Here is a 22,174-nt window from a genome sequence, read left to right as displayed (position 1 = left end):
ATTTATTTTAATTTTTCTGCAGGAATGGGAACTGCTAAATGAATATCGAAAGGAAGTTTTTTTATTGAGGAAACAATTATTATTATCGTTTGTTGCTACATTTTTATTATTTGTACCGGGAGCATTCGCACATACACACTTGGTATCAACAAATCCTGCAGAAGGTGAGTCGGTTAACGAAAATATAAAAACGATTGATTTAACGTTTGAAGGAAAAATTGAAGAAGGCAGTCTATTTAAAGTAATAGCAAGTGATGGTAAGGAGATGGCGATTCATTCTATTTCTGTAAATGATGGAGTTCTATCCGGAATTATGCTTGATCCTCTTCCAAATAACACTTATACCGTTGAATGGGATAGTATTAGCGAGGATGGCCATCCGTTATCAGGTTCATTTTCATTTGCAGTAAATGCGCCTGCGGAGACAAAGAAAGAAGAGGATAATGCAGCTGATACAACTGAAAAAATTGCAAACGATGTAGATTCACTTGTCGATACATTAAAGGATGAAACGAATTCAGATGATAATGACGAAGGATCATTTTGGACGCTCGTTATTGTCATTACGCTGATTGTACTTGTGCTGGCAGTGATAACGATGTACAGCTATAAGAGATGGTTAGTTAAGAAAACGAAAAAATAAAACAAATAAAAACTGCACTCTAACTGTTTAAAAGTAACAATTAGAGTGCAGTTTTTTACAAATTACTGTGCTGTTATTCCGCCATCTACTACAAACTCTGCACCTGTTGAGTAGCTTGACTCGTCAGATGCTAAGAAGACTACTAATTGAGATACTTCTTCTGGTTGCGATACGCGTTTCAGCGGGATATGTTTAGCAAATTCTTCAATCGCAGCTTTTGCATCTTCCTGCATAATCATTGGAGTTGCAATAACACCCGGGTGTACTGAGTTTACACGAATACCCATTGGCGCCAAGTTTAATGCAGCTGCTTTCGTCATACCACGAACAGCAAATTTAGTATCTGTATAACCTACAGCACCACCAACTAAGCCATTGATTGACGAAATGTTGACGATTGAACCTCCACCAGCTTTCATCATTGAAGCCGCTACTGCTTTCATACCTAAGAATACAGATACTTGGTTAATATTAACGATTTTCATGTATTCATCTAAAGACATTTCCAGCATGTTTTTGTTCATCGAAATACCTGCATTGTTTACTAGTACGTTTACAGGACCAAATGCTTCTTCTGTTTTCGCGATAACAGTTGTCCAATCTTCCTCTAAAGTAACATTTTGTTTTACGAAGATAGCATTTCCCCCTAATTCTGCAGCAAATGCTTTCCCTTTTTCTTCATTTAAATCTGTTAAAACTACTTTTGCACCTTGTTCTACAAATGCCTTTGCATGGGCAGCACCCATACCTTGAGCAGCACCTGTAATAATTGCAACTTTACCTGTTAATCGAGTCATCAAAATCATCCTCCTAAAAATATGATAGTTAACTATCACTATCTTAATTTAACAATAACAATGTTTGATCGGTCCGTCAATTTTTAGTCGCTATAAATTGTAAAAACATCTTCTTAATAAGTTGTAACTGCTTTTTAGGATCTAATTTCACAGGTAGATCAGGGTCATGCTCGGTCAAATAGGATTCTACAGTAAAATAACTTATATTTTGTACGACAGTAAACACATACTCCGGAATGTCAATGCCAGCTCGGATTGATTGATCTTCCATTCCTTTTTTTGCAATAGAATACAATACATTGGCCATTTCTCTTCGAATATCTAGAAATTCCTTGTACTCGTACGTCTCTTCAGATATCGGTTTATATGCTTCGAACGCTTTAAAAAACTTCACGAATTGATGCTCCGAATCATCGATTAACTCAATATAATAAGTTAATATCCGTTCAATTTGTTCATAAGCGTTCATTGGTTCATTTGCAATGTGCTTGATAGAATTTGTCATTTCCCTAGTTATTTCATTATTGATTGCTAAAACGAGCAATTCTTTATTGGCAAAATAACGATAAAATGTCGCAATACCAATACCTACTTCATTTGCAACGTCCTGTAATTGAACTTGTTGAATTCCGTTATTTAACATCAATGTTTTTGCTGCCTGAATGATTTGTTCCCTGCGCTGTTGTTTTCTTTGTTCTCTAATGCTCAATAGTATTCCCCTCAATTTTACATATTATAGCTGTATTGTATCATGATTATGTACGCTTATTTTTATAGTAAGATCAAAAAAAATACACCACAACAATTGTATTCAATCGTTGCGATGCGTATATTAGCGTAAACGTTCCAAGTCCTGATAATCTTTCATATATGGGCCATCTTCTGCCACAGCTGAATGGTACAGCGCTTTAACGGCGAAGTTTTTTTCCAGTCCCATTTCCGATTTCAGTTTTTTCAGTTCGTCATGCAGTTCGCGATGCTCGTTGATTAATTTCAGCATCGTTGTTTTATTGTATTTCATCTAATATCACTCCGATTAGTTCATCACTTGAATGATGACTACTTTTAAATAATTGAATTCCGGGAAATTATGCGGCACCGTGAAATCTTCCGGCAACTGGTGCTCTTCTAAAATTTTATAGCGTGCACCATAATCTTTAAACGCTTTGTCGATAAATGTTTTGAACTTTTTCATATTAAAGCTTGCATTGTTTGTCGATGCGATAATAACGCCACCATCGTTTGTAATAGTTAACGCATCCTTGAGCAATTTCGGATAATCTTTTGACGTACTGAACGTCATTTTTTTCGTCCGGGCAAAGCTTGGTGGATCCAGTACAACGACATCGAATTTCAAGCCTTTTCTTGCTGCATAACTGAAATAGTCAAATACATTCATCACTTTAATATCTTGTGATTCATAGTCGATTCCATTCACACTGAATTGCTCAATTGTTTTCGGCAAGCTGCGTTTAGCCAGATCGACACTCGTCGTACCTGATGCACCGCCTAAAGCTGCGGCAACCGAAAACGCACCTGTGTACGAGAATGTATTTAGCACCGTCTTATCAGTTGAATAGCGGTCACGTAATGCTTTGCGTACATTTCGCTGATCCAGGAAAATTCCTGTCATTGCCCCATCATTCAGATCAACCGCAAAATTCATGCCGTTTTCCTGAACGATTAGCGGGAATTCGCCTTTTTCACCGGATACATAATCATCCTGATCAATATATTGACCATTTGTATCAAAGCGCAGTTTTTCATAAATACCGCGTGTATTCACTGCCGCATTCAATGCTTCATAGATATCATTACGGAATGAATAAATTCCTTCACTGTACCAGCTCACCATATAAAAGCCGTTAAAGAAATCAATTGTCAAACCGCCAATGCCGTCGCCTTCACCGTTAAACACACGGAAAGCAGTTGTATCTTCAGAGGCAAAAAAGTCTGCACGTTTTTCAGCAGCTTCACGGATTTTTTTCGTAAAGAACTTCACATCAATTTGCTCTTTTTCTTTACGAGTCAGTACCCAGCCGATTCCCTTATTTTGAATCCCGTAATAGCCAGTTGCAATATATCCGCCGCTTTTATCAACTAAATGAAGAAGACTACCTTCTTCAATCGATACTTCCGGCATTACAACAGTATCTTTTAAAATTAATGGATTGCCATTCGTCAAATCCTTAATCGCTTTACTTTCTACTTGTAGTTCTGTTTTTTTTCTCATGCTTTCATCCTTACTACTGTTTTTCGTTCATAAAAAAGAGAGACTTGTTATAGATACAAATCTCTCCGTACAATATAAGTTTACTACGAATGCTTGCGAATAGCTACTCGCATGTTGAGTTGTGCTTACTTTTGGATGAACTCTCGTATACAGCCTACTTTTGAAATGCTGCTTGCTTCTCATTAATTTCAATTTCAAAGCCTAAATCTCTGATTAATGCATAATCCGCATTTTCCTCTTGCCCTTCTGTTGTTAAATAATCCCCTACAAAAATACTATTTGCGGCATACAACCCAAATGGCTGTAACGAACCTAAGTTGATTTCACGTCCTCCAGCAATTCGTATTTCCTTTGTTGGATTAATGTAGCGGAATAAGGCGAGTACTTTCAAGCAATAGCGGGGATCCAGCTCCTTTGTACCTTCTAGCTTTGTACCGTCAATTGCATTTAAAAAGTTGATCGGAATGGAGTCTGCATCCAGTGCATGAAGTGCATAGGCAATATCAACAACATCCTGTTTCGTTTCACGCATCCCAATAATGGCCCCCGAACAAGGTGACATTCCATATTTTTTAGCAATTTCAACTGTATCGACCCGATCTTTATATGTATGTGAAGTTGTAATATAATCGTGATGCTTTTCGGATGTATTCAAATTATGATTATAGCGGTCGACTCCAGCTGTTTTTAATTGTTCGGCCTGTTCATCTTTTAGCAGCCCTAAACAAGCACATACTTTTAAACCATATTTTTCTTTAATTTCCTGAACCGCTTCACTTACAACCTTTACATCTTTACGTGTCGGTCCGCGTCCACTCGCAACAATACAAAACGTTCCAATCTGATTTTCAAATGCTTTTTTAGCTCCGGCAATAATTTCTTCTTTTGTTATAAACGGATATTTTTCAATTGGTGCAGTGGAAATGGATGATTGTGAGCAATAGCCGCAGTTTTCAGGACAGTAGCCACTTTTAGCATTCATAATCATATTTAGTTTTACCTTTTTACCGTAATAGTGTTTCCGAATAAGGAAGGCCCCTTGCATTAATAGCAGCAATTCATCGTCTGGTGCATGGACAATGGCTAACGCTTCCTCATTCGTAAGTATTTTTCCTTCGAGAACTTCTTCAGCTAATTGAACCCAATTCATTAATACTTCCCCCTATTGATCAGTTCGATTTATTTTATAATCATTAAACAACTGATTTAAAATTCTTCGCTTTTGTTAACCTTTAATTTTATAAGGTTAACGTAAATATAAAGTAATCACCTTTTTACGTCAACTATATTTTTTATTAGGTTAACTTAAAAGATGATTTTGTTAAGGGAACGTATAAAAAAACTCCCCATTAAAAGGAACAGTTTTCCTGTCCACATAATGGGGAGCATATTTTAAAAGTTACGTTGTTACTTTAAATACTGTTTTCATTTTTTCAATAATTCCGCCTGATGAATATGTCAGTACACTTCGTTTGTAGAATGACAGACTTAAGAAGTATAGTGTCAGAACTGTCACAACTAAAAGAGCAAAGCTAATGATTGGTTCAATGGCATTCATATCCGTCGCACCTAAACGCATCGGCATAACCATACCTGATGTAAACGGTATGTACGAGAATACTTTAATCAGCATTGTATCCGGGTTACCCATACCTGTCAGCATTACGTAGAATCCTACAAGTGTCAGCATCATTGCCGGCATCATTACTTGCCCTGCCTCTTCTACTTTTGACACTAGGGAACCGAATAATGCGCCAATAATTAGATACATGAAAATCGTTAAGAATAAGAACCCGATAATATACAAGAAGTAACTGATCGATAATGAATTAAGCAGATCGGTTACAATTGACCATTTGTTTCCGCCATCCGAAAAGCGAAGTAATAATAATAGGCCTCCGAATAGAATGACGAATTGGGTAAGTGCGACTAAAAATACACCGACAATTTTTGAACGGAAATGCACTTCAGGCTTCACGCTCACTAATAACATTTCCAGTGCACGAGACCCTTTTTCCGAAGCAACATCTGTTGTAATCATTGATAAATACGATGCGACAAAAATATAAATAATAATCCCAATCGCATACGAAACCCAAACACCCGCCATTTTTTCTTCTGCAGATTTACCGTCATCCGCAGCTTCATTCAATGAATTTAACGTAATGACCGGTTCTGACGATAAAAGTAGCTGTTGCTGTTCTGGTGATAATTCCATTTGGCTCATCGCATACAGCTGACCTGCTGCACTTAGCGCACTTTGGAAATCTTGCTGGTCATTTAGCGGAAGCGGATCATATGATTCAATTTTCGCCGCTAGTTTGCCCTCTGCATCTGATAAGGTAAAGGCAGCATAATAATCTCCATCTTTCAATTTATCCGCGATATCTCCCGATTCAACATATACATATTCCACATCATCGGTATCCTGCAGTACTTGCGCGATATCAAAATCAGTTTCATTTACAACAGCTACTGTATCGGCATCCCCAGAGAAAATGAGGTCTTTGATTTCAGACCAGAACATAAACCCGCTTAGCACAACTAAATAAAGCAATGTTGTTAAAATAAAGGACTTCGATGTAATTTTTTGTTTATATAACTTTTTAATGAGCACTTTAAATTTAGACAAGGCCGGCACCTACTTTCTCTTTGAAGATTTCATGCAGGGATAAATAATCTAAACTGAATTTTTCGATGTAATTGCCGTTTGAAAGCAGGTCAAAAATTTCAGGTGCATATTTTTCATCTTCAAGGGTCAGTACTGCCTGTGAATCCCGTTCCATTTTGACATGATTCACACCTGGGTAGTTGCTTAATACTTCAAAAGATTTGTCAGTACGTACAGTCAGTTTCGTTTTACCGTACTGCTTTTTCAGATCAAGCAGCGAGCCTGAAAACAGGGATTCCCCGCGCTTTAATAAGCATAAGTGATCACAAAGCTCCTCAACGTTATCCATTTGATGACTCGAGAATAAAATTGTCATACCTTGGTCGCGCAAATACAGAATTGCATTTTTCAGCAGCTCCATGTTTACCGGGTCCAATCCACTAAACGGTTCATCAAGAATTAAAAATGCCGGTTTATGAATAAAGCTGGCGATTAATTGGACCTTTTGCTTATTCCCTTTCGATAGAGTCTCGGCTTTTACATGTCGTTTTTCTTCCAGATCAAAGCGCTCGATCCAAAAGTCGATATCTTTTTTCAGCTCGTTTTTATCCATTCCATGCAGCTCGCCGAAAAAGTAAAGCTGCTCTTCCACTTTCATTTGCGGGAAAATACCGCGTTCTTCCGGTAAATAACCTAAAAAGTCACGGCTTACCGATTTAATCGGCTGCCCATCCCATGTAATGATACCTTCTGTTGTATCCTGTAAATCCAGAATCATTCGAAATGTAGTCGTTTTACCTGCGCCGTTTTGTCCGATCAAGCCGAATATTTCGCCTTTTTCAATTGTAAAGTTCAATCGGTTTACCGCAACAAAATCACGGTAACGTTTCGTCACATCTTTCAGTTGTAACACCATGAGCGTACCTCCTGTTTATAAGAACTAGCGAAATTCCATTATATAGCAATTATTCGGATTATAAAATGAGTAAAAAAAATATGTAATAAACACAGCATATAAAAATACTTAACAATTTCATTCGCCACTATGTTTATGTACGGAACAGAACAAGAAAAGATTCATTATTACGAAAAAAACTTAGTAAGGAATTTATCCATACTAAGTCCATAAAGAAGTTATTTAAATTTTTCTTTAAAAGTAGGGCTCAGTTCGCTCCATACATCGAATTTGTTTTTATCCAAATCATAAAAGACAAAGTTTCTTCCGGCATGCCCTCGATCTTCAATCTCACAGACTTTTACACCGCTTTGCTGAAATTCTTTATGCAATTTTGCTAAAGCGTGTAATCCATCAACTTCAAATGTTATTGAAAAACGTTCGTTTCCATTTTTATCTTTAAAATTGGCAGTGACATTTTCATTCGATTTCACTAGAAAGAAACTTTGATTCGCAAAGTTTAATATGGCTTTATCCGTGTCTTTGTAACTTAAAGCCGCTTCCAAGTTCTTCACATACCATTCAGCAGATTGATCCACATCCGTTACCGGTATGTAAGTTGTTCCGACTCTCACTAATTTATCGCCCATTTTTCTTCTCCCTTTTAAGTTCTACGCAATGATTGGTAAATAGATTTCTACTTCTTCCCCTTCGCTGACAGGGTGATAAGTTTCGATAATATAAGAATCAAGATCTCTTTTAAAATCTTGCGCTGTTCCCCAATTCAGCAAATTTTCATGAAGTTTATCCAACTCCATTATGTTCCCTCTTGTCGTGATATAATGGTTATTCGTCTCTAAATAATCCATTCCTGTCGGGATCTCTTCACTCTCTCGCGAACGATAAGTCCTACATAGAAATTACCTGTCGTATGATCGGCACTCTTTTTAGGCTCATATAATGCAATTTCACTTTCAGTCGGGAAGTCGATCTCACTAAAACGGCTTAATAACCCTTTTGCAAGCAATGGTACTTCACTTCCAAAGTTTTCATACACCCCACTGCCCATTAAGCCAATCAACTTGAATTCTTTTTTTAACATTTTAAATGTCAATTAAATCACCGCATTATTCATTATTTTTAATCCACTCTTCCAGCAATTTACGGTCAAACGGTTCATTTAATTTTAGATAACCGGTTGACCGTAAATTTGTTCCCTCTTTTTCCCGTTTTACTCTATCATTATCGTAAATCGTATAGGTGACCGTCTTCCCGAGCGATTGGTCGGAGAATTTAATTGTATAATAGGATGTGGTTTCTTTTACTTTACGTACCCTTTCGGATGGCATTGTCTCCAGCATAAGGTAAAGTTCACTTACTTCATCCATATTGTAAGAAACTGATGAATCATTTGATGGATATTTAGCGACTGTGACCTTTGTTAATTCTTTACTGTCCACTGTATGCAATTCATCGAACCCTTTAGAAAACTGGTACATTTCATATTGATTCCACAAATAATAAACACCTAAAATAAATCCAATTAATAAGACTATTTTTATTGAATGCTTCATTTCATCCCCCAATATGCAAACGTTAATTTTAATAAATTTTACCATATTTTCCTTTTAACCTTAAATAAAAATGGCTTAGTCCTTTTAAAAGAACTAAGCCATCAAACAGCATATTTTATTTTCTGTAGTAATCAACAATCCCGTTGTAAATAGATTGTGCATAGATTTCTACATACTTATCATTGATTAATTTTTTACGATCTTCTGCATTGGAGATGAACCCAAGTTCGACTAATACAGAAGGAATGATCATATTGCGTGTCACATAATACTGTGCTTCTTTTACCCCTCGGTTTTTCATATCCGCATTTTTGACGATTTCATTATTGATATACGTCGCAAGCTTTTTATCCTCTTCATACTGATCACCTGTTGTAATGCTGTAATACGTTTCCGTACCTTTCGCACTTGTAGATGTCGCTGAATTTACGTGAATGCTTACATAAACTTCACCGAACTTATCCTTTGTAAATTTCACACGTTCCTGAAGGGATGGATACGTATCTCCTGAACGTGTAGTAAATACTTTTGCGCCGTTTGCTTCAAGTTTTTGTTTGACAAGATTGCCTACTTTTAAAACGATCGCTTTTTCCGTACTACCTGAGTTCACAGCACCTGGATCTTTACCACCGTGCCCTGGGTCTAAAATAATAATACGGTCTTTGATAGGGCTGCCTTTTTCGTTTACTAGTTTAATATACGATTTGTGCACATATCCTGTATCTTTGCCCGCTGTCACCTTTGCCCAATAGCCATCAATGGAATGAACCGCAATTACTGATCCTTTTGATAACTTTTTAATTGTGGCTGATGATCCTGAAGCCGATTTGCGCATGTTTAAACTTGCAACCGTTACCTTGCCTGTTGTGCCGGATGTAACGACAGGATCGTTATTGTCGGAATCCGTTTCTGATGGTGGCGGATTCACACTTGAACCACCAACATCCGTTGTGCTATTTTTTACAATATAGCCTGGAATTCCACCTACTGTTGTTAAATAATAACCGTCAATTTCTTTATAGACTGACAATGTTGAACCGGCTGAAATTTGTTTAATTTTTTTCGATGACGATGTCGGTTTGTAATACAGATTTATAATTGTATTTGTCTTGACAGCTTTAATTGATGGTCCAATGGCACTGCCGTCTTGTTCAAGGAATTTAGCATATGATTTACTGATATAACCGTAATAACCTTGATAAGAAACTTTTAACCAATTACCTTCCACAGCATACACCGATAACTTACCGCCCGAATTTACTCTGCCAATCACTGCACTTGATGTTGTCGGCTTTGTACGAACATTTAAGCCATCTGTTGTTATTGAAACAAGACCAATTACTTGTTTCGTATCAACGGAATCAAGGTGTTCGGGTAAGGCTAGTCGGAATTCATCGCTTTTTGCTCTTGCGATAAATGATGCAAACTGTGCTCGTGTTACCGAGCCTTTTGGCATATATTTGCCGTCACTACCTTTTGTAATCCCATTATAGTAGATTGCTTTAATATACGGAGCATATGTATTCGAATTCGATACATCTGGGAAGTACACCGGTAAATCTTTATAGTCACTAACATTTAAATTAAATGCGATAGATAGAACGTGACTCATTTCTTCACGAGACAAAGTGGCATTAGGAGAAAATTTCCCTGATGTTTTAGTAAATAATCCAAGTTGACGTGCACGTTCGATGTATGTCGATTGTTCTGTCCCGACTTTAACATCTGTGTACGAGGAATTACTTACTTTTAGTGGACTTTTACCTGCAGCAATGACTGCCATCTTGGCAGCTTGTGCACGCGTCACACTCATGTTGGGTTTGTAGTACGTTTTGCCCTTTTCCTGATATCCTTTAATTGCCCCTAGGCTAATTAAATACTGGATCTCGTCGTAAGTGGCATCGGTTGTCGCAACATCTGCAAATACTACTTTAGCTGATGTCGGTGTAACAGCTAGTGTACAAACGAGGAAGATTGCAACAACCAATGTAATCAATTTTTGATTCATTGTTCCCTATCCTTTCATAAGCTGTCCACCTCATTGTATAGTACAAAACCGGAAAAAAATAGAGGTAAATCCATATTTAATGTCAAAATCTTGTTACAGTCTAGTTACAAAAAGATTACATTGCATAATAAATTAGGTTTGTAAAGTGGAAGTAAGGGGTAAATAGTCTATTTAACATTGTTGTAATAGAGCGAATTATCGATGTTTTGTGATGGGTAAAAAAAAGAATCCTGTCCGTAATATTTCGGACAAATGGATTCTTTGTAAGTCTATAATTTTTTTATGAATTCGTCTTTTTTTTATTAGAAATTGATAGAAAATTGTTTTGCGATTGTACGAATCTCTTCAATTTTTTCCGGTTTTAAGTATTCCATCATTTTTGGAACAAACTGTTCAACATCCTCTTTAGTAAATGTACCTTCATCCTGCTTTTTAAAATTTTCAGCAAGTAAAGCTTTAGCTTCCTCCATCTTGTCCTCTTTTACTCGTTGTAAAATAAAGTTCGAAAACATTTCCTGCATATTTTTATCTATTTGCATAATGACTGCCTCCCTATAATTTAAATATCATCATTACTTTAAAATTATAACAATAAATCCATTTAATAATCTATTTATTGAATATAAATCTAAGTAAACTTCCTCCCCTTAATCGCTGCAAATAAAATTCCTCAAAATAAATAATCAGCTCAGCCTATTACTAGTCCTAAAAAACCCCACCATCGAATAAAATGCACAAATATGTAATTAATGGAGGACATTTTATGAATTCAATATTTACCTATATCTTTTTAGGCATAACGATGGCCGCTACATTTGGACCTGTGAAGAACGTCCTTTTAAATACAGGTTTAAAGAACGGGTTCTTTCATGCCTGGTTTTTCAGTCTTGGTGCTTTGACTACTGACATTGTCTATATGTTCGTCGTTTATTTTGGAGTGGGAAAATTCATTGATTCGATACTTTTACAAACAATACTATGGTCTTTTGGGTGCTTTGTTCTTTTGTATACAGGGATAGAAAGCTTACTCACTCTACATAAAATTGAGATGAACTCTAAAACCGGCAAAATAGTTAGATTGAGACATTCGTTATTAGCTGGATTGTTAATGTCATTGTTAAATCCGATAACAATTCTTTTTTGGCTGGGGATATATGGCTCCATCCTCGCAAAAACAGCGGGTATCGCTTCTGGATTTGACATCATAATAATAAGCAGTGCCATATTGCTCGGCATTATATTAGTTGATTTTCTATATTCATTTTTATCCAGCGTCGCTCGCAAATTATTATCCATTAATCTATTGAAAACTGTAACGGTTATTTCATCTATCTTTATGATTGGATTCGGAATTTACTTTGGAAAGCAGGCTTTTCATTTGTTATTTTAATTATTGTAGCTTAGACAAAAAAGCCTTGCGTATAAAATGAACACGAAAGGAAACCATACCTAAATAAATATAAAATTAGCCGAGGTGTGGTAATGGATAAAAACAAGGGACATGTAAGTATATGGTGTATTGTAAGTCTGACTTCTATTCCTCTCATCATGACTTTAGGAAATTCAATGCTTATTCCAGTGCTCCCAATACTAGAGGAGAAAGTCGGAATTACATCATTTCAATCGAGCATGATCATTACAAGCTATTCAGTCGCAGCAATTTTTCTTATTCCAGTAGCAGGCTATTTATCTGACCGCTTTGGCCGGAAAGTCGTCATATTACCGAGTCTGATCTTAGCTTTAATTGGCGGACTAATCGCAGGGTTTGCTTCATGGAAAATGGATGACCCTTTCACAATGATTATTATCGGCAGGATCATTCAAGGTATAGGTGCTGCCGGAGCGATGCCAATTGTTTTACCTCTTGTAGGTGACCTTTATCAAGATGACGATGAAAAAATCAGTTCAACTTTAGGGATAATAGAAACTTCAAATACGTTCGGAAAAGTATTGAGTCCTATTTTAGGCTCAGTTTTTGCTGCTATATTATGGTTCCTTCCGTTCTTTTCTATATCAGCACTCAGTTTAATTTCCATTGCACTTATATTCTTCTTTGTTAAAGTACCTAAAGATAAGGATGAACCTTTGAAGTTTAAGGAATTTATACGTAATACAAAGGAAGTTTTTAAAGACGAAGGAAAATGGTTGTATACGGTATTCCTTAACGGTGTCCTTGTTATGCTCATATTATTCGGCATGTTATTTTTCTTATCAGAAAATCTGGAAAAAGTTCATGATATTAAAGGGATTAAGAAAGGTTTTGTACTGGCCATCCCGCTTTTACTTCTCTGTATTTCTTCTTATATTTCCGGTCGGAAAATTAAAGGAGATTTAAACAGAATTAAGAAAATTATTATATTTTCCTTGATTGCAATGTCTGTCAGCATTATCTTTGTCGGGTTCACAAGCAAAAAACTCATCCTTTTGCTGATTGTCACAAGTATAGTCGGAATAGCTATCGGTGCTCTATTGCCCGCGCTTGACACCATTATTACGGATAATATTAGAAAAGAATTACGTGGTACTGTATCCTCATTCTATAGTTCCGCGAGATTCATCGGTGTTGCAGCAGGTCCGCCTATCATGTCACTTGTCATGAAAGAACACCTCAATATTAGCTATATTACTGCAGGTATATTAGGATTTATTCTTCTATTTTTCGTTATAAAGTTTATCAAAGTAGAGGATATTGAGCCAAAAGAAACAACATAGAAATAAGGACCTAACAGCAATAGCTGCATAGGTCCTTTTTTATGTTTCATGCAGATTTCAAACTAAAAAGTATGAGGGAAATCCCGCAGAAAAGACATATTATTCGTGTCAGCGAAATTTTTTCTGCCAGGCCAAGCAATGCTAGTGCTGTTGTCACAATTAAGACAACCGGACCGACCAGGGCTAGTAGCGTATTAATATAAAAGGCTTTTTCTAAATCATTGAATTTAAACATTAATGCAGCTGCCGTTAATTCTATACTTCCGGACATAATTCTTAAAGCAATAATAATAATGAGTGCCTTATCCATAAATGTAACCACATCCTTGCTAGTGTTGTTACCTAACATATGCAATCGAACCTAGAAATATATTTATAAAACATATGGAAATCTTTAGTTAGCAAAAGTCCGTACAATATTATCGAAACAATCTGAAAATATAATTTTACATATGATCCATTTCTATTTAAAATTAAAATATAGTAAATAAAGGCGGTGTTCAGTTGAAAAAAATTCATTATAGCTGGATTATTCTAGCTATATCATTCTGCTCCATTATTGCCGCCGGGATTGCGATGGCGTCATCCGGGGTTTTCTTAACTCCTTTTGAAAAAGAGTTTGGCTGGGATCGTCAAGTGATTTCTCTAGCCTTTGGAATCAGCTTGTTTTTATACGGATTTGCTGGACCATTCATGGCTGCATTGCTCCAAAAATTCGGATTAAAGAAAATGATGCTTGCTTCAATGGGGACGTTACTGACTGGTCTTCTATTAATTTTCCTGATGAATCAATCATGGCAACTGATCATTATTTGGGGTGTAATTATCGGACTTGGCTCCAGTCTGTTTTTAACAGTTTTAAGTCCATATGTAGCGAATCACTGGTTTAAAGAAAAAAGAGGACTTGCAACAGGGATTCTGACTGCGAGTACGGCAATGGGCCAGTTAATACTCCTCCCTGTATTAGCCACAATTATCGAAAATTACTCGTGGCGATGGGCAATTGGTTTAATTATAACGATTAGTTCCATAATGTTTTTCCTTATCTTTTTATTTATGAGAAACACACCGAAAGAAATCGGCATCCTTCCATTTGGTCAGACAGAGGATGTAGAGGTCGCGGATGATCAATCAAAAGGCAATCCCATTGTTCTCGCATTTAAAGGGTTGGCCGATGCTGTACGCGCTAAAGAATTTTGGTTATTGGCAGGAAGTTTCTTTTTTTGCGGCTTTTCAACAAACGGGCTCGTCGGGACACATTTTATTTCATACTGTATCAGCTTCGGCATACCTATCGTGACTGCGGCTTCCTTGCTATCATTTATGGGCGTTTTCAATATGGTAGGAACAACACTTTCCGGTTGGCTGTCCGATCGTATTGATAATCGCTGGCTACTGTTTTGGTATTATTTGTTTAGAGGTGCTTCTCTTGTCTTGCTGCCTTTTGCGTTAATGGAAGGCAATCTGACTTGGATCCTTGTTTTCACTGTATTTTACGGATTGGATTGGGTGGCGACTGTACCGCCGACCATCAATCTTTCGAGACAAATATTTGGAGTACATAAAAGCGCGATTATTTACGGGTGGATTTTTGCATCTCACCAAGTAGGTGCCGCAACTGCCGCATATGGTGGGGGTATGTTATATTCCTATTTTAATACTTATACTTGGGCATTTTTTATGGCCGGTGTCTGCTGTGTCATGGCAAGTTTATTTGTAATATTAATAAAGAAACAGCCTCGCTTTATACATTAAAAACATGGTGCTTTGAGTTTTCAAAGCACCTTTTTAATATAAAAAATGGCTAAAATCCATATGACGAATGAATTTTAGCCCTTGCACTATTTAATTTTATTTCAGTAACTCTTTAACAAAATCATATTCTACATATGTTTTGTTTTCTTCCAGTAATGCTGGTGCAACGTCAAAATGTTTAAGTGCACGGTTATGGCCATATGTTTTCTCGCCACGTGTAATTGTGTACGACAAAGCATTTTTTGAAATGACCGCGCCATTTCCTGTTGAAGTGACTTTAAAGCCAAGTTCTTCTGTGACAATGCGTAACGGCACCATGATTTTGCCATCGACTTCTTTGTAATCTTCCCCAATTATTTCCTGTATTTCTGGTGCTATTTCAGGGTTTTCTACTTCTTCTTCAAGTTTTGGGAATACAATGATTTTTTCTGGTGCTGCCTGTGCTGGAATACTCTTTGTTGTTGGTCCGTAAAATACAATTGCGCTATAGTTTTTCAATTCCTTTGCAGACACTTTTTCGCCTTTTGAATTAATAATGACCGATTCCTCATTTAAATTCAGTTTTAACTTTCCATCATCACTTAAGAAGTTATCATCAAATTGTGTGATCTTTGCTGAGTTGGCAGTATCATCTTTTTCCACAATCACTACAGGTGGTGCATATTGCGGAGGATAGATTAAGATCATTGGCTGATCCGCATAAATTGAAAGTGAAATCGTATCACCAATTTTCAGTTCCACTTCATTGCCATGTTCATCAAAAACAAGTGTTTTGTCATCTACATAGAAATTGAACACATTGTTTTCAAGTTCTGCCGTAAATAATTTGGCATTTCCCCTCTGTTCGACTGCAGTAATATTCCCTCTGTGCTGGATAAATGTCCCTGCTTTTTCCACTTCTTCAGTCCCTTCTGTTGTTGGCTGATCAGCGTAAGCAGTAACGGTTCCAAGTAGCAGTACAGATAATGCTAAAGGTGCAATTTTTTTCATATAGTTCCATCCTTTCGGTAATTTCACTACATTAGTCGATTTAAGGGGGAAAAGGTTACATATTCAAGTTATTTTTTTGATATTGCAATGTTGTGAGCGCAATATAATCGTATAACGTTAATTTACCCAGATCAAAGTTTTCCAACCATAATGGCTGAAAAGCGCCTATTTGTACACCTTGTTTAAGTTGTTCACGTACAGCTTCTTTTTCATTGAAAATTGCTTCCACTTTTTGCTGTAATGCCTTGCTCGTAATCGTTTGCGGGTCCGGTATTGGTGCCGGTGGTGTCGGTTTTACTGGTGGTGATGGTGTCGGCGATGGTGGTGCCGTATTTGGAAAATAGCTTTTCAATGTCTCGGCAATTGCTTCAATTATTTGGTCTTTATTGGACCGGTATAACTTTACATCTTGCTCCGAATTGACAAAACATACTTCTATGAGAATGGCCTTTTTCGTTGTGCCATTTAAAAATGCCAAGTTCTTTCGCTGTTTTGCCCCGCGATTTTTAAATTTTCCTGCTTTCGCAATTTCGGTGCTCATCTTTTGCGCAAATGATGATATAGAAGGATTTACATACAGCACTTCTGTCCCGATCCCTTCTTTTTGCTGTGTTGGTGCAGAATTAAAATGAATGCTGACATCAAGTTCGCGCTGTGATGCATTATGCTGCTTCACTAAATACGTCAAATTTTGCTGCTGGCTTTTAGATTGTTTATCGATAATTACGTTGACCTTCACACCTTTTTGCTGTAATTTTTTCCCGAGTTCCTGCACAAGCGAGGCAGTTTCCTCTCCTTCATTCATGTAACCTGATGCGCCTGTCCCCTTTCCGTAGTGACCTGCACTAATTGTTAACATCGTTATTCACCTCCTTTTTCTATCTATATGTCCGTTTGTGTACCGAAAAAGGGACATCGCGGTTTTTTATTATATTAAAATAGCAGTTAGTTTTTTAACACATTGAAAGACAGTCGTTCAAATAGCGATATAGCAATTCGAATAATAATTCGTTACAATGAAGTAATTATACATAATGTGAGGGTTTGGCATGAAAAACAAACGAATGATTGGCTTTTTATTAGTTGTGTGTGGCAGTTTTTTCTGGGGTATCGGCGGAACGATGGCACAACAACTGTTTTCTCTTGGCATTGAAGTGAACTGGCTTGTGTCAACACGCCTTGTCATTGCCGGTATTCTTCTTTTAATTGCCCAGGCAATATTTAAAGATCGGGGGCAAATTTTCAAGATTTGGCGTGAGAAACGAAATGCATTCCGCTTACTCGTTTTTGCGATTATTGGAATGCTGGGGGTTCAGTATACATATATGGCTTCGATTAAAGAAGGCAATGCAGCGGTCGCAACATTATTGCAATACTTGGCACCGGTCATGATTATTATTTGGGTAACGGTGCGTGGCCTGTCCAAATTCACGAAAAAAGATTCGGTAACAATTGTGCTAGCTCTTAGCGGAAGCTTCTTTTTATTAACAAACGGTTCACTTTCCGCATTTGCTGTACCGCTCCCTGCAATTATTTGGGGGTTATTGTCCGGTGTGACGTTGGCATTTTATACACTCTATGTCATTCCACTATTAAAACGCTTCGACTCGCTTGTCGTTGTTGGCTGGGCGATGTTTATAGCGGGATTGACAATGAGTTTTGTGCAGCCTCCATGGGATGTGGATGTATCGGTTTGGACAAGCGCGACAGTATTTTATTTAGTAATTGTGATTATTTTTGGCACGATGCTGGCATTCTGGTTTTACATTGAAAGCCTACAAACTCTTACCGCGAAGGAAACAAGCCTGCTTGGCAATATTGAACCGCTGACTGCCGTGCTGGCAACAGTTTTATGGCTGAAGGAACCGTTCGGCGGATTCCAGTGGCTCGGAACTTCACTGATTTTGGTGATGATGATTTATATAGCGTTGAAGGCGGATCGGGAGAAGGTTGAGGATGAGGCAGTAGACGTTTGATAGAGGAAGTGCTCGCATGGAGTGTGCGGGCGCTTTTTTTCCGAAATCTGCGGAAGAATTCGGAAGCGTATTTGAAAACTGTGGTAAGGGGTGTGATTTTCAAGTTAGTTTCCGGGAAATATTAGGGTTTGATGAAGCTGTTTTGGTTTTTATTAGAACATTGGCGACTTTTATTAGAAGAGTTGAACCGGTATTTGAACATTTTGATGGTTTATTAGAATATTGAACGATTATATTAAAAGATCAGAGCTGGATATTAGAAAACTGTACCCCCAAAATAAAAACCAACTAGCCCCAGCTAGTTGGCTCAAAACTAAATGTTTTCAATTTCCTTAAATACGTCAAAAGCGCCTTCACTTTTATTCGAACAGACGACACTAACCAAACCACTTTCCGGATAATATGCTGAGTGGAAACTTACGCCGGGGTCATAGCCCATCACATGGTATTTCGAGATACAATCTTCCTTCTTATCAATCCATACACCATAGCCGTAAAAACGGTCATAATCATCATCCGTATTTATATATGGCGTTAACAATTGCTGCGTTATCGCTTCGCCTAAGAGTTCAAATTTCATCAATGCTTGCCAGAAGCGATGCATATCTTCCACAGTGATAAAAGCTCCGCCGTCCGCCCCTCCTTTTACGGGAACAGAGTAAATATTCGATTTCCATGAGCCGTCTTCCTCATCAATATAGCCGAGTGCCGTATTTCGAGGCAGTGCATCCAGTTCAAAGTATCCTGACTGCTCCATTTCTGCACGCTTGAATATATTTTCCGTCACATAAACATCAAAGTCTTTGCCACTCACCTGTTCAACGACAAGACCGAGCAGTATATAGCCTGCATTATTATAATGGAAGCGCTCGCCTACTTTAAACTTCATCGGTTCAAGCTGGAACAACGGTAAAAAATCAAGGCCGTTTCGCATCAAATACATCGGCTGACTTACCCATAAATCCGCAAAATCCTCCATTACTTCTTCGTCAAAGTAATCCGGGATTCCGGCTGTATGTGTTAACAGATGGTGGATAGTTATTTCCTCATCGAATCGGGGAAATGGAATGTCCAAAATATCGGATAACTTCGAATCAAATGAAAGCTGGCCCTTCTCTGCAAGCTGACAAATCGCTACTGCTGTAAAGATTTTACAACCGGAAGCAATCCCGAATCGCGTTTGCTCATTATTCAAAATGCTATGCGTACGATTCGCAAAACCGTCACTATGTTGCTGTAATAAAACATTATTTCGTTTTACTAAAACATTGCCTGAAAAATTAACTTCATTCATAACTGCTATTACTTTTTCGTTTAACATATTCATTTTCATCTTACTTCCCTTCAAATTTGAATGAGTTCAGATAAAAACTGGTTAACTAATATTTCCGGAATGGTATTTTCGGAATAACAAAACTTGGCAATTCCATTTTAACATAGTAGCCATTGTTCCATATATAAAAGGTTCAAATAAAAAAGGATCGCTTTTAATAGTCCCCAAAACACCCCTCTGTCTTGTCCATTTCACTTTTAGTTTACATAAAATGCTTATCGTCTGCCTAAGAAATAAGAAAAAAAACGCAAATCCACTTACACTGGAAATGCGCTTAATTTCTATTATTACTCATTAAAATCTAAATTACTTGGTTGTTTGGGCAAATGTTCAACGTCCAGCATATTCGTTGTCGGCACTTTTTTCGTTACTTCTTCAAAACGGAAGCCATCAGCCCATACCTTTCCCTGCCCTATAAGTAAAACGCCAAAATAAATAGAAGAACTTTCTTCCGGAACATCTAATACGATTGAATAGTGGTTCCAATTTGATGTTCCATGTATCGATCGATTGTCCATATTGTCAAATTGAATAGTATCTCCCATGGCATTGTCAATTCGAAGCCAAGCCCCGCATTTAAAAACATTCTCTGTTTTCAGGAAACATGAAAGCTTTAACCGTTTCCCCTTATAGTCATCCGCTTGAAAACCTTGCATCATTGTAGCAAAGTACTGCTCCTTTATATCACCTTTAGAATAAAGTAGTCCTGATTTTGTCCCTGTATGAAAAACATCTGAATCGACCGTTATTTCATATAACTCAGGGTTCGATCCACTTAAACTCCACCCTTTAACTTCTTTACTTTCATTCATTTCTTTTTCCTCCTCCATCATTTGTACGGATCGCATAAGCTTTCGGTATTTTCCCGGTGGCAAGGTGTACATTTCCTTAAAAGCTCTAGTAAAAGCTTCCTGTGATTGAAAATGAAATATGATGGCAATCGTCAATATAGATTCATTTGAATGCAGAAGAAGCATTGCAGCGGTAGCTAATCGCCGCTCACGAATATATTCACCAATTGACTTACCAGTTTCATGCTTAAAAATGCGCAATAAATGATATTTTGAATATCCAATGACTGATGGGAAAGTATCAAGTTGAATTTCTTCAGTTAGATTACTTTCAATAAATGAAATGACTCTTTGCGTTACTTCACTGTAATACAACTTGCTCACCTCACAATCATCATAACGAATGTAGAGAAGAATTTTTTGATAAATCTTGCTCAAGTTTTATATCCATATTTTAACATAAACTTTCGCATGCGATAGAAGCGAAAATTCAGTCTATTTAACGATTCGTATTTGACGAATACATGGTAATTTAGAGTTATCACAGATTGAGAGAAGGAAATGTTATGAAAATTAAACATGTTGCGATGTACGCTTCAAACTTTGATGCAACAAAACAATTTTATTTAGATAACCTGCAATTCCCTATACTTTCAGAAGAACTGAATCGCTTTACAATGAATGTTGGAGAAACGTCAGTCACTTTCATAGAGGCTCCTTTGAATGAAAAGCCATTCTATCATTTTGCTTTTGATATCCCTTCAAATCAATTTGAAGAAGCGAAAGAATGGACTAAAGGAAAAGTAACATTATCGCAAGAACAAGGTGAAGATGAAGTTTACTTTGAAGGGATTGATGCGAAATCGATTTACTTTGAGGACCCTGCAGGAAATATTGTAGAATTTATTTGCCGCCTTTCAGATGCTAAACAAAGTGCGGTACCGTTTACCGCTTCATCTCTTCAAAAGGTGTCGGAGATGAGTATTGTCGTAAAGGATAAATTAAAATCAGTATCAGCGTTTCATGAAGTATCTATTTTTGAACGAGACCATAAAGAAATTACGGCAGAAGGTTTAACATTTATGGGGGCACGTGAAGATGCATCCTACCTTTTATTCGTAAATGAAGGCCGCACATGGTACTTCTCAAATAAGAATGCTGATATTTTCCCAGTTGAGGTTTTATTAACGGATGGAGTATCGTTGAAAATTGATGAAAATCTGGAATTGGTGAGTTCAAATCGAGTTTGAAAATGCTCACTATAATAAAACGAGCTTGGTCCTACAAGCTCGTTTGTGCAATATGTATTTTACTCTTAATTACTAAATCCATATCATTGTCATCCTTAACGACAAATAAATGATCGGCCTCCTGTTCTGTTGGATCCACTATATCTTCTTTGAGAGATTCTTCGTGCTGTCTAACAAGCAGTTCATCAAAATTTTTAATTGGACCCCTAAATATATTTGTACTTCTTTGACTATGTTTTACTCTGGAATGGAGTACATCATACGATATATCAAAGTGAACCAATATCCTTACAAAATCTTCAGCTGGGAATAAATCCTCAAGTAAATACTTTCGACCTTTGAGGCTTCGATTCGAGTTGCAAATAATAAAATGAAAATCTGTATGTTCTTTAGCATAATCGACCATTAACTTAGAGAGTGAATGTTTAAGTATATTTGGTCCTTCATCTCGTTGTAACTTCTTATAATAAGTATTAAGAAATTGAGCGTGGTTATCCTGGTCGACTACAAAAGAATTGATTAATTGTTCTTCTAAAGCATGAGCAAATGTAGTTTTTCCGGAATGGGTTTTGCCCACTGTTATAATTACTAATCTTTTCATAGTTA

The 22,174-nt window shown here is 37.0% G+C and carries 25 protein-coding genes; 6 read left to right on the top strand and 19 right to left on the bottom strand.

Annotated elements, in window-relative coordinates:
- The first annotated feature begins 64 nt into the window (after positions 1 to 64).
- Positions 65 to 643 (top strand): copper resistance CopC family protein, encoded by a 579-nt coding sequence (locus ACQKN3_RS04235; protein ID WP_251687616.1) that lies wholly within the window; start codon positions 65 to 67, stop codon positions 641 to 643.
- Positions 644 to 705: 62 nt separating this feature from the next.
- Here the strand turns inward: ACQKN3_RS04235 and ACQKN3_RS04230 are convergent, their stop codons facing one another.
- From ACQKN3_RS04230 to ACQKN3_RS04170, 13 genes are all read right to left on the bottom strand, one after another.
- Complete coding sequence (locus ACQKN3_RS04230; protein WP_251687614.1) at positions 706 to 1,440, bottom strand: glucose 1-dehydrogenase; 735 nt, start codon at positions 1,438 to 1,440, stop codon at positions 706 to 708.
- Positions 1,441 to 1,516: 76 nt separating this feature from the next.
- Complete coding sequence (locus ACQKN3_RS04225; protein WP_427709644.1) at positions 1,517 to 2,149, bottom strand: TetR/AcrR family transcriptional regulator; 633 nt, start codon at positions 2,147 to 2,149, stop codon at positions 1,517 to 1,519.
- 123 nt (positions 2,150 to 2,272) lie between these two features.
- A complete protein-coding gene (locus ACQKN3_RS04220; RefSeq protein ID WP_008403793.1) occupies positions 2,273 to 2,461 on the bottom strand; it encodes a hypothetical protein in 189 nt (62 codons plus the stop codon).
- A 15-nt stretch (positions 2,462 to 2,476) separates the two neighbouring features.
- Entirely contained in the window at positions 2,477 to 3,673 is a 1,197-nt protein-coding gene (locus tag ACQKN3_RS04215; RefSeq protein ID WP_251687610.1) for a class I SAM-dependent rRNA methyltransferase, read from the bottom strand.
- A 154-nt stretch (positions 3,674 to 3,827) separates the two neighbouring features.
- Positions 3,828 to 4,823, bottom strand: coding sequence for a biotin synthase BioB (bioB, locus tag ACQKN3_RS04210; RefSeq protein WP_427709641.1), 996 nt, complete (start codon positions 4,821 to 4,823; stop codon positions 3,828 to 3,830).
- A 249-nt stretch (positions 4,824 to 5,072) separates the two neighbouring features.
- On the bottom strand, positions 5,073 to 6,314 hold the full coding sequence (locus ACQKN3_RS04205; RefSeq protein ID WP_427709639.1) for an ABC transporter permease: 1,242 nt from the start codon (positions 6,312 to 6,314) through the stop codon (positions 5,073 to 5,075).
- On the bottom strand, positions 6,298 to 7,200 hold the full coding sequence (locus ACQKN3_RS04200; protein WP_251687605.1) for an ABC transporter ATP-binding protein: 903 nt from the start codon (positions 7,198 to 7,200) through the stop codon (positions 6,298 to 6,300). Before ACQKN3_RS04200 ends, ACQKN3_RS04205 begins: the two co-directional genes overlap by 17 nt.
- A 218-nt stretch (positions 7,201 to 7,418) precedes the next feature.
- Positions 7,419 to 7,829 (bottom strand): VOC family protein, encoded by a 411-nt coding sequence (locus ACQKN3_RS04195; protein ID WP_427709637.1) that lies wholly within the window; start codon positions 7,827 to 7,829, stop codon positions 7,419 to 7,421.
- Between the two features lie 21 nt (positions 7,830 to 7,850).
- Positions 7,851 to 7,997 carry a hypothetical protein gene (locus ACQKN3_RS04190; RefSeq protein ID WP_427709635.1) on the bottom strand — a complete coding sequence of 49 codons (147 nt, stop codon included), beginning with the start codon at positions 7,995 to 7,997 and terminating at the stop codon, positions 7,851 to 7,853.
- A gap of 38 nt (positions 7,998 to 8,035) precedes the next feature.
- Complete coding sequence (locus ACQKN3_RS04185; RefSeq protein ID WP_427709633.1) at positions 8,036 to 8,293, bottom strand: hypothetical protein; 258 nt, start codon at positions 8,291 to 8,293, stop codon at positions 8,036 to 8,038.
- Positions 8,294 to 8,306: 13 nt separating this feature from the next.
- Positions 8,307 to 8,753 (bottom strand): aspartate aminotransferase, encoded by a 447-nt coding sequence (locus ACQKN3_RS04180; RefSeq protein WP_427709631.1) that lies wholly within the window; start codon positions 8,751 to 8,753, stop codon positions 8,307 to 8,309.
- Between the two features lie 115 nt (positions 8,754 to 8,868).
- Positions 8,869 to 10,761 carry an N-acetylmuramoyl-L-alanine amidase gene (locus ACQKN3_RS04175; RefSeq protein ID WP_427709629.1) on the bottom strand — a complete coding sequence of 631 codons (1,893 nt, stop codon included), beginning with the start codon at positions 10,759 to 10,761 and terminating at the stop codon, positions 8,869 to 8,871.
- Positions 10,762 to 11,063: 302 nt separating this feature from the next.
- Positions 11,064 to 11,300, bottom strand: a complete 237-nt coding sequence (locus ACQKN3_RS04170; protein ID WP_079527068.1) for a hypothetical protein — start codon at positions 11,298 to 11,300, stop codon at positions 11,064 to 11,066.
- 224 nt (positions 11,301 to 11,524) lie between these two features.
- Here ACQKN3_RS04170 and ACQKN3_RS04165 point away from each other — a divergent pair, with 224 nt between their 5' ends.
- Together ACQKN3_RS04165 and ACQKN3_RS04160 are read left to right on the top strand one after the other, a co-directional pair.
- A complete protein-coding gene (locus ACQKN3_RS04165; RefSeq protein ID WP_427709627.1) occupies positions 11,525 to 12,151 on the top strand; it encodes a LysE family transporter in 627 nt (208 codons plus the stop codon).
- A 92-nt stretch (positions 12,152 to 12,243) separates the two neighbouring features.
- The gene (locus ACQKN3_RS04160) at positions 12,244 to 13,473 is read left to right on the top strand and encodes an MFS transporter (RefSeq protein ID WP_427709625.1); all 1,230 of its coding nucleotides are present in this window, start codon (positions 12,244 to 12,246) and stop codon (positions 13,471 to 13,473) included.
- Positions 13,474 to 13,519: 46 nt separating this feature from the next.
- Here ACQKN3_RS04160 and ACQKN3_RS04155 read toward each other — a convergent pair whose 3' ends face one another.
- Entirely contained in the window at positions 13,520 to 13,783 is a 264-nt protein-coding gene (locus tag ACQKN3_RS04155; RefSeq protein ID WP_420820144.1) for a YqhV family protein, read from the bottom strand.
- 194 nt (positions 13,784 to 13,977) lie between these two features.
- Between ACQKN3_RS04155 and ACQKN3_RS04150 the strand changes: the two genes are divergently transcribed.
- Positions 13,978 to 15,228: an MFS transporter gene (locus tag ACQKN3_RS04150; protein ID WP_427709622.1), complete on the top strand. Its 1,251-nt coding sequence runs from the start codon at positions 13,978 to 13,980 to the stop codon at positions 15,226 to 15,228.
- A 96-nt stretch (positions 15,229 to 15,324) separates the two neighbouring features.
- On the opposite strand, the gene ACQKN3_RS04145 is transcribed toward ACQKN3_RS04150, so the two are convergent.
- A complete protein-coding gene (locus ACQKN3_RS04145) occupies positions 15,325 to 16,218 on the bottom strand; it encodes a stalk domain-containing protein (RefSeq protein ID WP_427709620.1) in 894 nt (297 codons plus the stop codon).
- Positions 16,219 to 16,273: 55 nt separating this feature from the next.
- Positions 16,274 to 17,077, bottom strand: coding sequence for an N-acetylmuramoyl-L-alanine amidase (locus tag ACQKN3_RS04140; protein WP_427709618.1), 804 nt, complete (start codon positions 17,075 to 17,077; stop codon positions 16,274 to 16,276).
- A gap of 190 nt (positions 17,078 to 17,267) precedes the next feature.
- Here ACQKN3_RS04140 and ACQKN3_RS04135 point away from each other — a divergent pair, with 190 nt between their 5' ends.
- Entirely contained in the window at positions 17,268 to 18,194 is a 927-nt protein-coding gene (locus tag ACQKN3_RS04135) for an EamA family transporter (protein ID WP_427709616.1), read from the top strand.
- A 313-nt stretch (positions 18,195 to 18,507) separates the two neighbouring features.
- Here the strand turns inward: ACQKN3_RS04135 and ACQKN3_RS04130 are convergent, their stop codons facing one another.
- Positions 18,508 to 19,527: a serine hydrolase domain-containing protein gene (locus tag ACQKN3_RS04130; RefSeq protein ID WP_427709614.1), complete on the bottom strand. Its 1,020-nt coding sequence runs from the start codon at positions 19,525 to 19,527 to the stop codon at positions 18,508 to 18,510.
- A 287-nt stretch (positions 19,528 to 19,814) separates the two neighbouring features.
- The gene (locus ACQKN3_RS04125) at positions 19,815 to 20,693 is read right to left on the bottom strand and encodes a helix-turn-helix domain-containing protein (RefSeq protein ID WP_427711583.1); all 879 of its coding nucleotides are present in this window, start codon (positions 20,691 to 20,693) and stop codon (positions 19,815 to 19,817) included.
- A 191-nt stretch (positions 20,694 to 20,884) separates the two neighbouring features.
- Here ACQKN3_RS04125 and ACQKN3_RS04120 point away from each other — a divergent pair, with 191 nt between their 5' ends.
- Entirely contained in the window at positions 20,885 to 21,568 is a 684-nt protein-coding gene (locus tag ACQKN3_RS04120; RefSeq protein WP_427709612.1) for a VOC family protein, read from the top strand.
- A gap of 31 nt (positions 21,569 to 21,599) precedes the next feature.
- On the opposite strand, the gene ACQKN3_RS04115 is transcribed toward ACQKN3_RS04120, so the two are convergent.
- The gene (locus ACQKN3_RS04115; RefSeq protein WP_427709610.1) at positions 21,600 to 22,169 is read right to left on the bottom strand and encodes an AAA family ATPase; all 570 of its coding nucleotides are present in this window, start codon (positions 22,167 to 22,169) and stop codon (positions 21,600 to 21,602) included.
- Positions 22,170 to 22,174: the final 5 nt, after the last annotated feature.

Source organism: Solibacillus sp. NPDC093137, from assembly GCF_050280445.1.
Lineage (GTDB): Bacteria > Bacillota > Bacilli > Bacillales_A > Planococcaceae > Solibacillus > Solibacillus isronensis_B.
This window is presented reverse-complemented; position numbering and strand designations above follow the sequence as displayed.